Here is a 14,492-nt window from a genome sequence, read left to right as displayed (position 1 = left end):
CCCTGCCAAACAGTGGAAACCCCGTGGACCCCATCGCCGTCATCGACTTCGAAACCACCGGCGTCACGCCGGGGGACAACTGCCGCGCCACCGAGATAGGCGTCGTCATCCTCGACCAGGGCCGCATCGTCGGGCGCTACCAGAGCCTGATGAACGCCTGCGTCTGGGTGCCGCCGTTCATCGAGAGCCTCACCGGCATCAGCAACGCCATGGTCCGCGCCGCACCGCCGGCGGCCCAGGTGATGGGGGAGGTGGCGGACTTCGTCGGCGACATCCCCTTGCTGGCGCACAACGCCTCCTTCGACCAGAAGTTCTGGGACGCCGAGCTGGCGCGCCTCGGCCGCCGTCGCCGGCAGGCCTTCGCCTGCTCCCTGCTGCTGTCGCGCCGCCTGCTGCCGGAGGCGCCCAACCACAAGCTCGGCACTCTCAACCGCTGGGCGCGCCTACCCGACACCGGCCAGGCCCACCGCGCCATGGCCGATGCCGAGATGGCGGCCAACCTCACCCTGCACATCGCCGAGCGCCTGCGCGAGCGCCACGGCGTGCGCCAGGTGAGCCACGAGCTGTTCTGCCGCCTGCAGAAAGTCCCCGCCGCCAAGATCCTCGATGCGCTGAAGCGCTTGTAGATGCGCTCGGCGCCGCGCACGGCGAGGTGCTTTGCGTAGGGTGGATGACGCTCTTTTCATCCACCAGGCGATGTCGAGCCCCACGCCGTTACCCCCGCCTGGTGGAGCGAATTCATTCGCGATGGGCTGAAGCGGTTGCAGGTGCGATGTAGGTTGGGCCGAGGTACGAAGCCCAACGCAGCAGACCCCAATCCAGCTTCACATTGATGTGCGCATCACCACCGGGTGAACGCCGTGGCTGGCGGCTTTCGTAGGATGGGTAGAGCGAAGCGAAACCCATGCGGTGGGTGTGCCAGGAATCCAGAGTCGTCCTGAAAGCGCTGTTCTTGAGCCTTTTCGTTGAGTCCACAACAGCTAACGCAGACAGAGCCAACGAATTCGCCCCTACAGGGATCGCGCAGCCTGTAGGTCGGGTGCAGCCCGACGTTTGCGGCGGGCGGAACATCTTCACACCTTGCGCAACGCCTCGACCTTCCCACCGTGCACCTGCAACTCCGCCGGGATGCGCCGTTCGAAGGGGGTGGAGAGGATCAGCGAGGTCTTGCTGGCGCCGTACTGGCTGAGGCGGTCGATCAGGTCCTGCAGCTCCGGCATGGTGGCCACGGCGGCTTTCATCAGCACGCAGGCGTCGCCGGTGATGCGGTGGCAGAGGGAGATCTGCGGGATCTTCTCCAGGGCCTCCAGGGCGCGCTTGGAATCGTGGTCGGCGAGGCGCAGTTCGATCACGCACTCGATCGGCAGGCCGATCTTCGCCGGGTCGACGGCAGCGTGGTAACCGGTGATCACCCCGCTGGCCTCCAGCTTGGCCACGCGGTCGGCCACGGCCGGGGGCGAGAGGTTGACCCGGCGCGCCAGTTCGGCGAACGAGGCGCGGCCGTTCTCCATCAGTGCCGAGAGCAGCAGGCGGTCGTACTTGTCCATCGGTGGTCTCCAGGCGAGGTGTTTTGGAAAAAAAGGCAAACAACGATGATTGGCGTTGTTTCGAAAGTTGGTAGGCCGTTTAAGCAGGGTTAATCGCTTATTTTCCCTGTCATGCCTTGCATAGAATAAACACCCTGCCAACCGGATCGTCGAGCCCCCCATGCCTGCGCAACGTTTTCCCCTCCTGCTGATCGGCGCCTTCTTCGCCCTCTACGTCATCTGGGGGTCCACTTACCTGGCGATCCGCATCGGCGTCGAATCCTGGCCGCCGCTGCTCATGGCCGGCGTGCGCTTCGTCATCGCCGGCAGCCTGATGTTCGCCTGGCTGCGCTGGCGTGGCGCGCCCATGCCCACACTGCGCGAGTGGAAGGCCGGCGCGATGGTCGGCGTGCTGCTGCTCAGCTGCGGCAATGGCGGCGTGACCCTGGCCGAGCACCTGGGCGTGGCCTCCGGCGTCGCCGCCCTGGCGGTGGCCACGGTGCCGCTGTTCGCCCTGCTGTTCGGCCTCATCTGGGGCCAGCGCACCACGCGCCTGGAATGGGCCGGCATCGTCCTCGGGCTGATCGGCATCGGCCTGCTCAACCTCGGCTCCAACCTCCAGGCCAGCCCGCTGGGGGCCGCCCTGATCATCTTCGCTGCCGCCAGCTGGTCCTTCGGCTCCATGTGGAGCAAGCACCTGCCGCTGCCCGCCGGCCCCATGGCCAGCGCAGTGGAAATGCTCGCCGGTGGCGTCGCGCTGCTGCTGGGCAGCGCCCTGAGCGGCGAGCGCATGGAGAGCCTGCCCACCCCCGCCGGCTGGGCGGCCCTGGCCTACCTGGTGGTGTTCGGCTCGATCATCGCCTTCAGCTCCTACCTCTACCTGTTGAAGAACGTGCGCCCGGCGGCAGCCACCAGCTACGCCTACGTCAACCCGGTGGTGGCGGTGCTGCTCGGCGTGCTCTTCGCCGGCGAGCACATCGGTGGCGAGGAAGGCCTGGCGATGCTGGTGATCATCAGCGCCGTGGTGCTGATCGGCCTGCCGCAGTGGCGCAAACCCAAGGCGCCGGTCCTGCAGCAGACGAGCTGACGGGAGGCCGGAACCCGGGCGACGGCGACGCAGGTAGTTTTGCGGCGGCCTGATAGAATTGCGCCTTTTCCACCTCCGGTTCCGCCCCCATGACCTTCGCTTCCCTTGGCCTGATCGACCCCCTGCTGCGCGCGCTCGACACGCTCGGCTACAAGACCCCATCGCCGGTGCAGGCCGAGGCGATTCCCGCCGTGCTCAAGGGCCGCGACCTGATGGCCGCCGCGCAGACCGGCACCGGCAAGACCGCCGGCTTCGCCCTGCCGCTGCTGCAGCGCCTGACCCTGGAAGGCCCGCAGGTGGCCGCCAACTCGGTGCGCGCCCTGGTGCTGGTGCCCACCCGCGAGCTGGCCGAGCAGGTCCACGAGAGCTTCCGCGTCTACGGGCAGAACCTGCCGCTGCGCACCTACGCGGTGTACGGCGGGGTCAGCATCAACCCGCAGATGATGAAGCTGCGCAAGGGCATCGACGTGCTGGTAGCCACCCCCGGGCGCCTGCTCGACCTGTACCGGCAGAACGCGGTCAAGTTCAACCAGTTGCAGGCGCTGGTGCTGGACGAGGCCGACCGCATGCTCGACCTCGGCTTCTCCCGCGAGCTGGACGACGTCTTCTCCGCGCTGCCGCGCCGCCGCCAGACCCTGCTGTTCTCCGCCACCTTCTCCGACGCCATCCGCCAGATGGCCCGCGAGCTGCTGCGCGACCCGCTGTCCATCGAGGTCAGCCCGCGCAACGCCGCCGCCCGCAGCGTCAGGCAGTGGCTGATCACCGTGGACAAGAAGCGCAAGTCCGAGCTGTTCCTGCACCTGCTGCAGGAGCGCCGCTGGGGCCAGGTGCTGGTGTTCGTCAAGACGCGCAAGGGCGTCGACGAACTGGTGGGCGAGCTACAACGCGTGGGCGTCTCCGCCGACGCCATCCACGGCGACAAGCCGCAGCCCTCGCGCCTGCGCGCCCTGGAGCGCTTCAAGGCCGGCGAGGTGCAGATCCTCGTCGCCACCGATGTCGCGGCCCGTGGCCTGGACATCGACGACCTGCCCCTGGTGGTCAACTTCGACCTGCCCATCGTCGCCGAGGACTACGTGCACCGCATCGGCCGCACCGGGCGTGCCGGCGCCACCGGCGAGGCCATCTCCCTGGTCTGCGCCGACGAGGTGCAGCTGCTCTCGGCCATCGAGGTGCTGATCAAGCAGACCCTGCAGCGCCGCGACGAGCCCGGCTTCGTCCCCGATCACCGGGTGCCGCAGACCGACGCCACCGGCGCCATCCTGAAAAAACCCAAGAAGCCGAAGAAACCCAAGGAGCCCCAGGCCGGTGCCAAGGGCGGCAAGCCGTCGCGCCTGGGCAACTGGATCGACAGCGAGGCGCCGAAGGCCAAGGCCGTGCGCAAGGGCCCGGGGTTCGGCAAGGCGAAGAAGGGCTGACTGCTACCGCCCGGTGTGGCATCGGGTGACGCAACGCGGGGCGCGGCGAACCATCGAGGTGCGGCGCGCGTGTCGCCAGAGCCGGCGGCACGCAGCCTGGCGCGGGATTGGCGAGAGTTCGGAATAATGGCGCAGATCGTGCATTTCTGTGCGAAATGATGAACGCCTAGTGCGTTCGAAGCGCAGTCCAACCTCAGGCGATTCCATGATGCGCCCCAAGGAACTCAAGCACTGGACCACCGGTGTCGCCCACCTGCTGTCGCTGCCCGCCGGCCGCGCGCGCCTGCTCGGCCTCGCCCAGTGGCTCCAGCAGGTCTGTCACGTCGATCACTTCGTGCTCTTCGTCTACGAGGGCAACCACCGGCCGCTGGCGCTGTTCGACACCTTCCCGGCGGACAAGCGCCACGTCTATGTCGAGGACTACCAGGTCGGCCCCTACCTGCTCGACCCCTTCTACCTCGCCTGCACCCGCAACCAGGCGTCCGGGCTGTGGCGCCTGCGCCAGTTCGCGCCGGACCACTTCTACCTGGGCGAGTACTACGTCACCTACTACCAGCAGACCGGCCTCACCGAGGAAATCGCCTTCTTCGTCGACCTGGCCGACGGCGCCAAGGCCGTGCTCTCGCTGATGCGCAGTGCCTGCAGCCCGGCCTACAGCCGCGACGAGATGCAACTGCTCGACTGCGCCCAGGCGGTGGTCGAGCAGGTGGTGGGGGAGGCCTGGGAACAGCGCCGCGCCCACCAGCCGCGCCCGGCCCAGGACCTGGACTACAAGATCCGCGAGGCCTTCGAGCAATTCGGCGCGCACCTGCTCACCGCCCGGGAGCAGGAGGTGGTGCAGATGCTCCTGCGCGGGCACTCCAGCGCCTCGGTGGCCGAGCACCTGGCCATCAGCCCGGGCACGGTGAAGATCCACCGCAAGAACATCTACGCCAAGCTCGGTATCGGCAGCCAGTCGGAGTTGCTCGGCCTGCTGGTGCGCGACCTCGCCGGGCAGCGCGAGGCGTCCATCGATCCGGTATTGCGGACTGCGATCTGAGCGGCGGCTCTTATCGCCAACGGGAATTTAGCGGCGCTGATCAATAACCAACCTCTGGTCTGCAACCCCCGTGGATCAAGGTCCAGAGCCGCCTGTCCACGAGTTATCCACAGTCCGCTCCACAGATAATGTGGGCAATAAATCCCGTCCCCTGCGACATTTCGGCTTCTGCGGCAAGCCTTTTTACGCAGAAATAATGCTTGCCTTGACGGGGCGGCAGTGGCAGGCGCATTTCGTCGCCGGTGCGACGTGAAATCGCACTTTTGCACTGCTGTTCATTTTTTGTACATCTACGCCAGGCTCCCGTCGTTGTTGGCCTGCGGGCGGTTATAGACGAGTTATCCACAGCTTCATCCACCGATTCTGTGGGCACACGGACGCTTGCCCCTGGGGGGCTGATCTGGTAGCCCCGGGCGATCTTCGCCACCTTGTGATTGATCAAAAAATGAACAGTTTCCGGCGGCCCCTGTCAGGAGCGGTGCGCACGCGCCCATCCACTCGCTGTCCACAAAGTTATCCACAGCTTCTGTGAATAGCTGCGGCAACCGTCAGGGCGGTGGTTGCGGCCGGCCAGCCCTATCCCCGGAGGGATATATACAGTCCGAAACAGCGGTTGTTAGCGTGGCCCCACAAGCAGGAACACCTGGAAAAGGGGCTGGTCGTGAGCGATGCAGAGGCTGTCTTCGATATCGAATTCCGCAACGTGGAAAAGAGCTACGGCTCGGTGCGCGCGGTCAGCGGGCTGAACTTCAAGGTCCGGCGTGGCGCCTTCCACTCCTTCCTCGGCAGCTCCGGCTGCGGCAAGACCACCACCCTGCGCATGATCGCCGGCTTCGAGCAGCCCAGCGCCGGCGAAGTCTGGCTCGGCGGCCGGCCCGTGGCGGGCATTCCGGCGCACCAGCGGCCGGTGAACATGGTGTTCCAGAGCTACGCCCTGTTCCCCCACCTCACGGTGGCGGAAAACATCGCCTACGGCCTGCGCTACCTGACCCCCCGGCCCGACCGCCAGGAGCAGCGCCGCCGCGCCGACGAGGCCCTGGAGATGGTGCGCCTCACCGGCTTCGGCCAGCGCAAGCCCCACGAGCTTTCCGGGGGCCAGCAGCAGCGCGTGGCCCTGGCCCGCGCCCTGGTCAACAAGCCCACCGTGCTGCTGCTCGACGAGCCCCTGGCGGCGCTGGACCGCAAGCTGCGCAAGGAGATGCAGTCCGAACTGCTGCGCCTGCAGCGCGAGGTCGGCATCACCTTCGTGCTGGTCACCCACGACCAGGAAGAGGCGCTGTCGATGAGCGACAGCATCAGCGTCATGCAGGACGGCGGCATCATCCAGACCGCCACCCCCGAGCAGCTCTACGAAACCCCGGCCAGCCGCTACGTGGCGGACTTCATCGGCGAATCCAACCTGTTCACCGGCACCGTGCGCCAGGTGGACGGCGACCGCGTGCTGCTGGACATGCCCCAGGGCCTGCAACTGGCCAGCCCGGCCACCCCTACCGGCCCGCGCCTGGCCGCCAGCGAGCCCGGCTGCATCGCCGTGCGCCCGGAGCAGATCGCCATCGGCAACGCCGCCGACGCCCTGGCCCGGGAGATCAGCCTGGCCGGGGAGGTGGTGGACCGCATCTACCTGGGCAACCTCACCGAATACCGCGTGCGCACCGAGCCCTTCGGCATCGTCTGCGTGCGCGTGCCGGGCCACGCCGGGCGCGACAGGGCGGCCTTCGAGCACGGCGCGCCGGTGCGCATCGGCTGGGACCAGGCCGCCGGCCTGGCCATGGCGCTCTAGTTCATCCCCCCGGCAAGGCATCGCAGGGGCTTTTGCAGTGCAGGGCAGACAAGAAAACCAACACTCAACAGGCGGGGTAGCAGGCAATGGACCGTAAAGACTTCATCAAACAGATGCGCAGCTGGCAGAACGGCTCCATCACCCGACGCGAATTCCTCGGCCGCACCGGCCTGGGCCTGGCCGCTGCGGTGGTCGCCACCCACATGCCCGGCCTGCTCACCAGCAAGGCCTATGGCGCCGACAAGGCCATCGGTGATCGCGTGGTGCTGGCCACCTGGCCGAACTACCACAACGCCGAGAACTTCGCCGCCTTCGCCGAGAAGACCGGCGCCCACGTGCAGATGAACGTCTTCGGCTCCAACGAGGAGATGCTCGCCAAGCTCCAGGCCGGCGGCAGCGGCTGGGACCTCTTCGTGCCCACCAACTACACCATCAGCACCTACGTCGAGCTGGGCCTGATCGAGCCGCTGGATCTCGCGCGCCTGCCCAACTTCGATGCCGCCAGCTACGAGAAGCGCTTCATGGAGCAGGGCATCGTCGACGGCAAGCTCTACGCCGTGCCGAAGAACTGGGGCACCACCGGCTTCGTCTACGACAGCGACAGGATCAAGTCCAAGCCCGGCAGCTGGAAGGAGTTCTGGGAGCTGGCCAAGGGCGAGGCCTCCGGCCGGGTGATGGTCCACGACTACCAGCTCACCGCCATCGGCAATGCGCTCAAATCCTTCGGCTACAGCTTCAACTCGCTGGACCCGAAGGAGCTGGCCGACGCCGAGAAGCTGCTGCTGGAGGTCAAGCCGCACCTGTTCGCCATCAACTCCGACTACCAGCCCTCGATGCGCAACGGCGACGCCTGGATGTCCATGTGCTGGACCGGCGACGGCTCGCAGCTGCACCGCGACCTGCCGAACATGCAGTTCACCCTGGGCAAGGAAGGCGGCGAGCTGTGGAGCGACTTCTTCGCCATCCCCAAGGGGGCCGAGCGCCCCGATGCCGCCTACGCGCTGATCAACTTCCTCCTCGACCCGCAGGTGAACAAGCTGGAAGTGGAGGCCCACGGCTACCCCAGCGGCGACAAGCGCGTGGACGCACTGCTGCCCAAGGCGATGCTCGACGACCCGATCATGTACCCGGCCGCCGAGCTGCTCAGCGCCCTGGAATTCGGCGCCGCCGCCACCCTCACCAGCCCGGAACGTGCCGAACTGATGGCGCGTTTCAAGGCTGCCTGACCTTCGCTGCCGTCGCAGGGGCGAGCTCCACCCGTGAATCGCGACGCCGCATTCGCGAGCCGGGCTCGCTCCTAACCTGGTCGCCCCCATGAATCCTAGGGACTCTTCCATGAACGTCGCTCTCAGCGCTCCCGCAGCGGTCGATGCGGACCAGGCCGCGCCGGTCGAAAGCCGCAGCCTCGGCCGCCGCGTCACGCTGCTCCTGCTGCTGCCGTCCACCTTGTGGTTCCTGCTGATGCTGCTGATGCCGCTGGTTATCATCCTGGTCTTCAGCCTCGGCGAGCGCAGCCCGGTGGGGGGCTACGCCGCCGCGCTGACCCTGGACAACTACCTCAACCTCGGCTCGCGGGCCAAGGCCTTCGCCAACACCCTGTTCCTCGCCCCGGTGGGCACCCTGGTGTGCCTGCTGGCGGCCTACCCGCTGGCCTACTTCCTCGCGGTGAAGGTGCAGCGCAACCGCTCGCTGCTGCTGACCCTGGTGATCGTGCCGTTCTGGACCAGCTTCCTGATCCGCACCTACGCCTGGATCTTCATCCTCGGCGGCAAGGGCATCCCCGCGCTGCTGGCCAGCGTCGGCCTGGAGGACGTGCGCCTGATCAACACCCCCACGGCGGTGCTGATCGGCATCGTCTACGGCTACCTGCCGCTGATGGTGTTCCCCATCTACGTCAGCCTGGAGAAGCTCGACAAGCGCCTGCTGGAGGCCTCGTCCGACCTCGGCGCCAGTGCCTTCGAGACCTTCCGCCGGGTGACCCTGCCGCTGTCCGCGCCGGGGGTGATCACCGGCGCCATGCTGGTGTTCATCCTGCTCATGGGCGAGTTCCTCATCCCCGCCATCCTCGGCGGCGGCAAGGTGTTCTTCGTCGGCAACGCCCTGGTCGACCTGTTCCTGCAATCGCGCAACTGGCCCTTCGGCAGCGCGGTGGCCATGACCCTGGTGGCGATGATGCTGGTGATCATCTTCCTCTACCTCAAGCTCGTGGCGCGCTACGGCAAGCGCTCCACCGACGGGATGCTCTGACATGTGGCTGCGCAGCTATTCCACCTCGCTGTACCTGTTCCTCTACGCGCCCATCGCGCTGATCATCCTCTTCAGCTTCAACGCCGGGCGCAGCGGGCTGTCCTTCGAATGCTGCTCGGTGCAGTGGTTCGGCCGCGCCTTCGGCAACCCCTTCATCATGGAGGCCCTGGGCAACAGCGCGCTGATCGCCCTGTGCTCGGCGCTGATCGCCACCCTGTTCGGCACCCTCGCGGTGTTCGGCCTGCAGCGGGTGGGGCGGCGCGTGCGGATGTTCTTCGACGCCCTGACCTACTGCGCGATCATCATCCCCGGCATCGTCATCGGCATCGCCACGCTGATCGCCTTCATCAGCCTGTTCGAGGTGCTCAACCCGCTGCTGGACATGCTCCTTGGCGCCGGTCTGCCGCGCCTGCGCATGGGCTTCGTCACCGTGGTCGCGGCCCATTCGCTGTTCACCATGGCGCTGGTGATGGTCATCGTCCGCACCCGCGTCGAGGCCCTGGACAAGGCCCTGCTGGAAGCCTCCGCCGACCTCTATGCACCGCCGCTGGAGACCTTCCGCCGCGTGGTGCTGCCGCAGATCGCGCCGGCGATCATGGCCGGCTTCCTCCTGGCGTTCACCTTCAGCTTCGACGACTTCATCATCGCCTTCTTCGTCGCCGGCTCGGAAACCACGCTGCCGATCTACATCTTCTCGTCCATCCGCCGGGGCATCACCCCGGAGATCAACGCCATCTCGACCGTGATCATCTGCGCCTCCCTGGCGCTGCTGTTCACCTCCCGCTACCTGCAGAACCGCCGCACCGGCGCCTGACGACCCTGGAGAGCCACCATGCGTGACCAGCTGTATATCAACGGCCAATGGGTGCGCCCGGACCTGGGCGGCCATTTCGACGTGCTCGACCCGAGCAGTGGCGACCTCATCCAGCGCGTGCCGGCGGCCACCGAGGAAGACATCGACCACGCCGTGCGCGCCGCGCGCCAGGCTTTCAATCGCGGCTGGGGGCAGACCACCGGCGCCGAGCGTGCCGGCTGGCTGGAGGCCCTGGCCAGCGAGCTGGAAGGCCGCCAGGACGCCCTCGCGGTGCTGGAGGTGCGCGACAACGGCAAGCCGCTGCCCGAGGCGCAATGGGACATCGCCGACGCCATCGGCTGCTTCCGCTACTACGCCGAACTGGCGCGGGAGCTGGACGGCCGACAGGACGAGGCGCTGGAACTGCCGGACGCGCGCTTTCGCTGCCGCATCCGCCACGAGCCGGTGGGCGTGGCGGGGCAGATCATCCCCTGGAACTACCCGCTCTTGATGGCCGCCTGGAAGGTCGCCCCGGCCCTGGCCGCCGGCGCCACCTGCGTGCTCAAGCCCTCGGAGCTGACCCCGCTCACCGCCCTGGAACTGGCCGGCGCGGCGGACCGCATCGGCCTGCCCTCCGGCGTGCTCAACGTGGTCACAGGCCTCGGCGGCGACGCCGGCGGGCCGCTCAGCCAGCACCCGGGCGTGGACAAGCTGGCCTTCACCGGCAGCGTGCCGACGGGGGCGAAAATCATGTCGGCGGCGGCGGCCGACATCAAGAACATCAGCCTGGAGCTGGGCGGCAAGTCGGCCTTCATCGTCTTCGACGACGCGGACATCGAAGCGGCGGTGGAGTGGATCCTGTTCGGCATCTTCTGGAACCAGGGCCAGGTGTGCAGCGCCACCTCGCGGCTGCTGGTGCAGGAAGGCATCGCCCCGCGCCTGCTCGAACGCCTGGTCGCCGAGGCGCGGCGCATCACCATCGGCCCGGGGCTGGAGCGCGGCGTGCTGCTGGGGCCGCTGGTCAGCGCCGGGCAGTACCAGAAGGTGCTGGGGATGATCGAGCAGGGCACCCGCGAGGCGACCCTGATCAGCGGCGGCAAGCGCCCCGCGCACCTGTCCCACGGCTACTTCCTGGAGCCGACGATCTTCGACGAGCCGGCCGACAACGCCAGCATCTGGCGCGAGGAGATCTTCGGCCCGGTGCTCTGCGTCAAGCGCTTCAAGACCGAGGCCGACGCCCTGCGCATGGCCAACGACAGCCGCTTCGGCCTCGCCGCCGCGGTGATGAGCGCCGACCTCGACCGCGCCGCGCGGGTGGCCAACGGCCTGCGCGCCGGCATCGTCTGGGTCAACTGCTCGCAACCCACCTTCACCCAGGCGCCCTGGGGCGGGATGAAACAGAGCGGCATCGGCCGCGAGCTGGGCCGCTGGGGGCTGGACAACTACCTGGAGGTCAAGCAGGTCACCGAGTACCGCAGCCAGGAACCCTGGGGCTGGTACCTCAAGTGATGCGAGGACGCCCCGTAGGATGGGTTGAGCGAAGCGAAACCCATGCTGTGCGTGCATGGCCGGATCGCCCCATCGCGAATGAATTCGCTCCCACTGGGCGGCGGATGGACTCGACCCATGCGTAGGGTGGAGGTCGCTTTTTACCTCCACCGGGCGGAGTCGAGCCCTGGTACAGCGTCATGCCTGAGGCTCCACACCGATGGGGTTCGCGGAGCTCTACCCATCCTGCGAGGCCTCCACGCAGGGTTCGCCGTGTGCACCACGAACGGATCGGTGGGCGTTACGCCGGGCCGCCGTCGCCGGCGCGGAGGGCGGCGACCTGCTTCTTGTAGCGCGCCACCTCGGTGACGTCGTAGATCACCACGCACAGGTGCTCCACGCTGCCGCTGGCGCCCATCAGCGGCAGCAGGGTGACGTTCTGGTACATGAACTCCTCCTCCCCGGTGATCGGCTGGTAGTTCTTGAAGCGCACCAGGTAAGGCCGCTGCTCCCACAGGCTGAAGGCCCGGGTGCCGAGCTGCACCACGCTGTCCACCTTGCGCCGCAGCCAGGTCTCGTCGATCTCCTCGAACAGCTCGAACAGCACCTTGCCGTGGACTTCGTCCGGGCCCAGGCCGGAGTGGTTCTCCATGAAGCTGTTCCACACCTCCACGCGGTACTGGCGGTCGAGCACCACCACGCCGACGTCGATGCACTGCACGATGTCGAGCAGCCAGTGAACCTCTTTGATATCGATCTGTGCCGGCATGGGTCAGTCCATCAGGTAGCGGATCTTGTGGGTCAGGCGCGGGATCGAGTCCTCGGTGAACAGCAGCAGCAGGTCGAAGTGCACGTCGTGGGCCTCGACGCTGTAGCTGATCTCCACCGCCAGGGTCTTCTTCCAGCGGGTACGGTTGAGGTGGATCAGCCGCTCGATGGACGCATGCTGCCCGAGCAGCTGCGGGTGGCCCTGGGAGAAGCGCACGTCGATCTGCTCGGCGATGCCGGCCAGGCAGGCGCCGATGATGATGCTGGCCAGGTCCAGCAGCATCTCCGAGGTTTCCTTGTCGTCGGCCGGCTGCCAGCGCAGCAGGTTGGCCATGTCGGCGATCTCCGAGTCGTGGAACAGCAGCAACGCCTCGCCGGCGATGGCGTCGCCGATGAAGCCCTGGCAAAGCGCGCTGAGCCGCTCGCCGCGCTGGGCGTCGGCCAGGGTCATGTGCAATTCGCTGACTTCGAAGATGTTCACCTGGGGCACCGGCAACTGCACGAAGACGTCCAGCACCTTGGCCAGCAGCGCGGCGGCGCGGCCCATGGCGACGTTGCTCACCTCGCGCAGGGCGTCGCGGAAGTTGACCTTGAGGACCAGGTCCTCGCGGGAGGGCACCGGCTCGGCGGGCACGCCCGGCGCCGGCACCTTGAGCAGGCCCAGGCGCACCAGCACGGCGCGCAGCTCGGCCGGGTCGGCGGGCTTCTTGATGAAGGCCAGGGCGCCCAGCTCCATCACCCGGCGCTGGGCTTCCTCCTGGATGTCGCCGGAGACCACCACCACCTGGGCCACCAGGCCTTCGGCGCGCAGCTGGGCCAGCACCTGGTAGCCATCCATCACCGGCATGGTCAGGTCCAGCAGCACCACCTGGCCCAGGCCCTGGCGGATGGCGACCATGGCTTCTTCGCCCTGGGTGGCCTGGGTGATGGACACCGGCCAGTCCTGGGGCAGGGCGCGGATCAATTGCTTGCGCGCCATCATCGAGTCATCGCAGACGAGGAGGGGGATCACTTAGCGGCACCGCCGTCACTTCAGGGTCAGAGCAAGCATAGACGCTGGCCCGGTGGCCGCCGACACCCGGTGCCGGCGGGGTTGCGCTCAGATGTTCTGGCCGATGCGCCAGAGCACGCCACTGGGGTCGAACAGCACGAAGTCGCGCATGCGCCAGGGCTGGTCCTGGGGGGCAATGGCACGCACGCCGTAGCGCTCGATCACACCGCTGGCCTGCACGTGCTGCCACCAGGCCTCAACGTCCTTCACCAGCAGGTGCATCATCAGGTTCCCGGCCAGGGCCGGCTCGTAGAAGTTCTGCAGCAGGAAGGCGCAGTCGCCATGGCTGAAATAGGCGATCTCATCCGAGACGCCGCCGGGCCTGAAGCCCAGGTCCAGGTAGAAGGATTTGCTCTGCTCGTAGTCCTTCGCGGGGACGAAGGCCTTCAGTTCAACGGTTTCCAGCGTGCTCATGGGCTATCCCTGTGGTCGGTGAACAGGCCGTCGCGGTCGGGTCGGCGCCTCTGCGGGCGCCTGCAGCCGCATCCTAAACCCAGGAATACCCGCTCCGGTAGCCCGGCTTGTCGCGGACGCGACAGGGCCCCCAAGGGTGGGCGTAGGGTGGGCTTCAGCCCACCGCGTTCTGTCGAGCTGCTCGGAGTTTCAGGATGACGAGGTGCCGATCCCGACCCCCGCCTGGTGGAGGTAAAGAGCGACCTCCACCCTACCCAGCGGTCACGCCCGTGTGGTGGGGTTATAGGGTGCTCAGAGGCTCCGTGCCATGAACCGATGGGCGGCGATGCCGGGGATAGTGGAGGGGCGCTCGTGCTCGACCACGAAGCCCAGGCGTTCGTAGAGCGCCTGGGCGCGGGGATTGGCGGCGGAGACGTCGAGGGCGGCGCGCTGCAGGCCGGCGTGGCGGCCCTGTTGCAGGAGGTGGTCGATCAGTTGCCGGCCGATGCCCTGGCCGGTGAGGCCGTCCGCCACGCCCAGGTGGGCGAGGTAGCAGGTGGCGGGCGGTGGCGGCTGGATGATGCGCTCCAGTTGCAGGCCTCGGCGGATCACCGACGCGGCGCCGAGGCCGTAGAAGGCGATGATCTGCCCCAGCGCCGCGAGGCTGTGGCGCAGGTTGGCCTCGCCGCTGAAGGCGGTGCCGGTGGCGACGATGCGGCCGTCCTGCTCGCCCACCCAGTGCAGGCGATAGCCGAACTCGCCGGCTTCCCGGGCCAGGGTCCAGCGCAGGAAGTCCACCGCGCTGCGGCCGTTGCGGGCGAAGGCATGGTCGAAGGCGGCGGGGCCGGAGCGATACACCAGCGGGGCGATGGCCGGGGCGTCGGCCGGGGTCGCGGGGCGGAAGG

At 67.8% G+C, this 14,492-nt stretch carries 14 protein-coding genes; 9 read left to right on the top strand and 5 right to left on the bottom strand.

Translation table 11 applies throughout. The features are described 5' to 3' along the window. Positions 1 to 23 precede the first annotated feature (23 nt). Positions 24 to 626, top strand: coding sequence for a PolC-type DNA polymerase III (locus DMX10_RS13120; RefSeq protein WP_111261470.1), 603 nt, complete (start codon positions 24 to 26; stop codon positions 624 to 626). Positions 627 to 1,073: 447 nt separating this feature from the next. Here the strand turns inward: DMX10_RS13120 and DMX10_RS13115 are convergent, their stop codons facing one another. Next, positions 1,074 to 1,547, bottom strand: coding sequence for an Lrp/AsnC family transcriptional regulator (locus DMX10_RS13115; protein ID WP_111261469.1), 474 nt, complete (start codon positions 1,545 to 1,547; stop codon positions 1,074 to 1,076). A 160-nt stretch (positions 1,548 to 1,707) separates the two neighbouring features. Here DMX10_RS13115 and yedA point away from each other — a divergent pair, with 160 nt between their 5' ends. The 8 genes from yedA to DMX10_RS13075 all read left to right on the top strand — a co-directional run bounded on the left by yedA (position 1,708) and on the right by DMX10_RS13075 (position 11,396). Continuing rightward, complete coding sequence (gene yedA, locus DMX10_RS13110) at positions 1,708 to 2,613, top strand: drug/metabolite exporter YedA (RefSeq protein WP_111261468.1); 906 nt, start codon at positions 1,708 to 1,710, stop codon at positions 2,611 to 2,613. A gap of 89 nt (positions 2,614 to 2,702) precedes the next feature. Further along, a complete protein-coding gene (locus DMX10_RS13105; protein WP_111261467.1) occupies positions 2,703 to 4,028 on the top strand; it encodes a DEAD/DEAH box helicase in 1,326 nt (441 codons plus the stop codon). A 208-nt stretch (positions 4,029 to 4,236) separates the two neighbouring features. Then, positions 4,237 to 5,067 carry a response regulator transcription factor gene (locus DMX10_RS13100; RefSeq protein WP_111261534.1) on the top strand — a complete coding sequence of 277 codons (831 nt, stop codon included), beginning with the start codon at positions 4,237 to 4,239 and terminating at the stop codon, positions 5,065 to 5,067. A gap of 661 nt (positions 5,068 to 5,728) precedes the next feature. Then, positions 5,729 to 6,847, top strand: coding sequence for an ABC transporter ATP-binding protein (locus DMX10_RS13095; protein ID WP_111261466.1), 1,119 nt, complete (start codon positions 5,729 to 5,731; stop codon positions 6,845 to 6,847). 86 nt (positions 6,848 to 6,933) lie between these two features. Further along, on the top strand, positions 6,934 to 8,073 hold the full coding sequence (locus DMX10_RS13090) for a PotD/PotF family extracellular solute-binding protein (protein WP_111261465.1): 1,140 nt from the start codon (positions 6,934 to 6,936) through the stop codon (positions 8,071 to 8,073). 109 nt (positions 8,074 to 8,182) lie between these two features. Next, entirely contained in the window at positions 8,183 to 9,094 is a 912-nt protein-coding gene (locus tag DMX10_RS13085; protein WP_111261464.1) for an ABC transporter permease, read from the top strand. Position 9,095: 1 nt separating this feature from the next. Continuing rightward, positions 9,096 to 9,908 carry an ABC transporter permease gene (locus DMX10_RS13080; protein WP_111261463.1) on the top strand — a complete coding sequence of 271 codons (813 nt, stop codon included), beginning with the start codon at positions 9,096 to 9,098 and terminating at the stop codon, positions 9,906 to 9,908. A gap of 18 nt (positions 9,909 to 9,926) precedes the next feature. Continuing rightward, positions 9,927 to 11,396: an aldehyde dehydrogenase family protein gene (locus DMX10_RS13075; RefSeq protein ID WP_111261462.1), complete on the top strand. Its 1,470-nt coding sequence runs from the start codon at positions 9,927 to 9,929 to the stop codon at positions 11,394 to 11,396. Positions 11,397 to 11,676: 280 nt separating this feature from the next. On the opposite strand, the gene DMX10_RS13070 is transcribed toward DMX10_RS13075, so the two are convergent. The 4 genes from DMX10_RS13070 to DMX10_RS13055 all read right to left on the bottom strand — a co-directional run. Beyond that, positions 11,677 to 12,144 carry a PAS domain-containing protein gene (locus DMX10_RS13070; protein WP_111261461.1) on the bottom strand — a complete coding sequence of 156 codons (468 nt, stop codon included), beginning with the start codon at positions 12,142 to 12,144 and terminating at the stop codon, positions 11,677 to 11,679. A gap of 3 nt (positions 12,145 to 12,147) precedes the next feature. Then, positions 12,148 to 13,155 (bottom strand): response regulator, encoded by a 1,008-nt coding sequence (locus DMX10_RS13065; RefSeq protein WP_111261460.1) that lies wholly within the window; start codon positions 13,153 to 13,155, stop codon positions 12,148 to 12,150. 87 nt (positions 13,156 to 13,242) lie between these two features. Further along, positions 13,243 to 13,608 (bottom strand): VOC family protein, encoded by a 366-nt coding sequence (locus tag DMX10_RS13060; protein ID WP_111261459.1) that lies wholly within the window; start codon positions 13,606 to 13,608, stop codon positions 13,243 to 13,245. Positions 13,609 to 13,899: 291 nt separating this feature from the next. Next, positions 13,900 to 14,492, bottom strand: a 593-nt coding sequence (locus DMX10_RS13055; protein ID WP_371921688.1) for an N-acetyltransferase family protein, incomplete at its 5' end; no start/stop codon positions are given.

Origin of the sequence: Pseudomonas sp. 57B-090624 (assembly GCF_003234055.1) — a bacterium.
In the GTDB taxonomy this organism is placed as follows: Bacteria; Pseudomonadota; Gammaproteobacteria; order Pseudomonadales; family Pseudomonadaceae; genus Metapseudomonas; species Metapseudomonas tohonis.
Note: the sequence above shows the minus strand (reverse complement) of the source record. Positions and strands in the feature narration are given on the sequence as shown.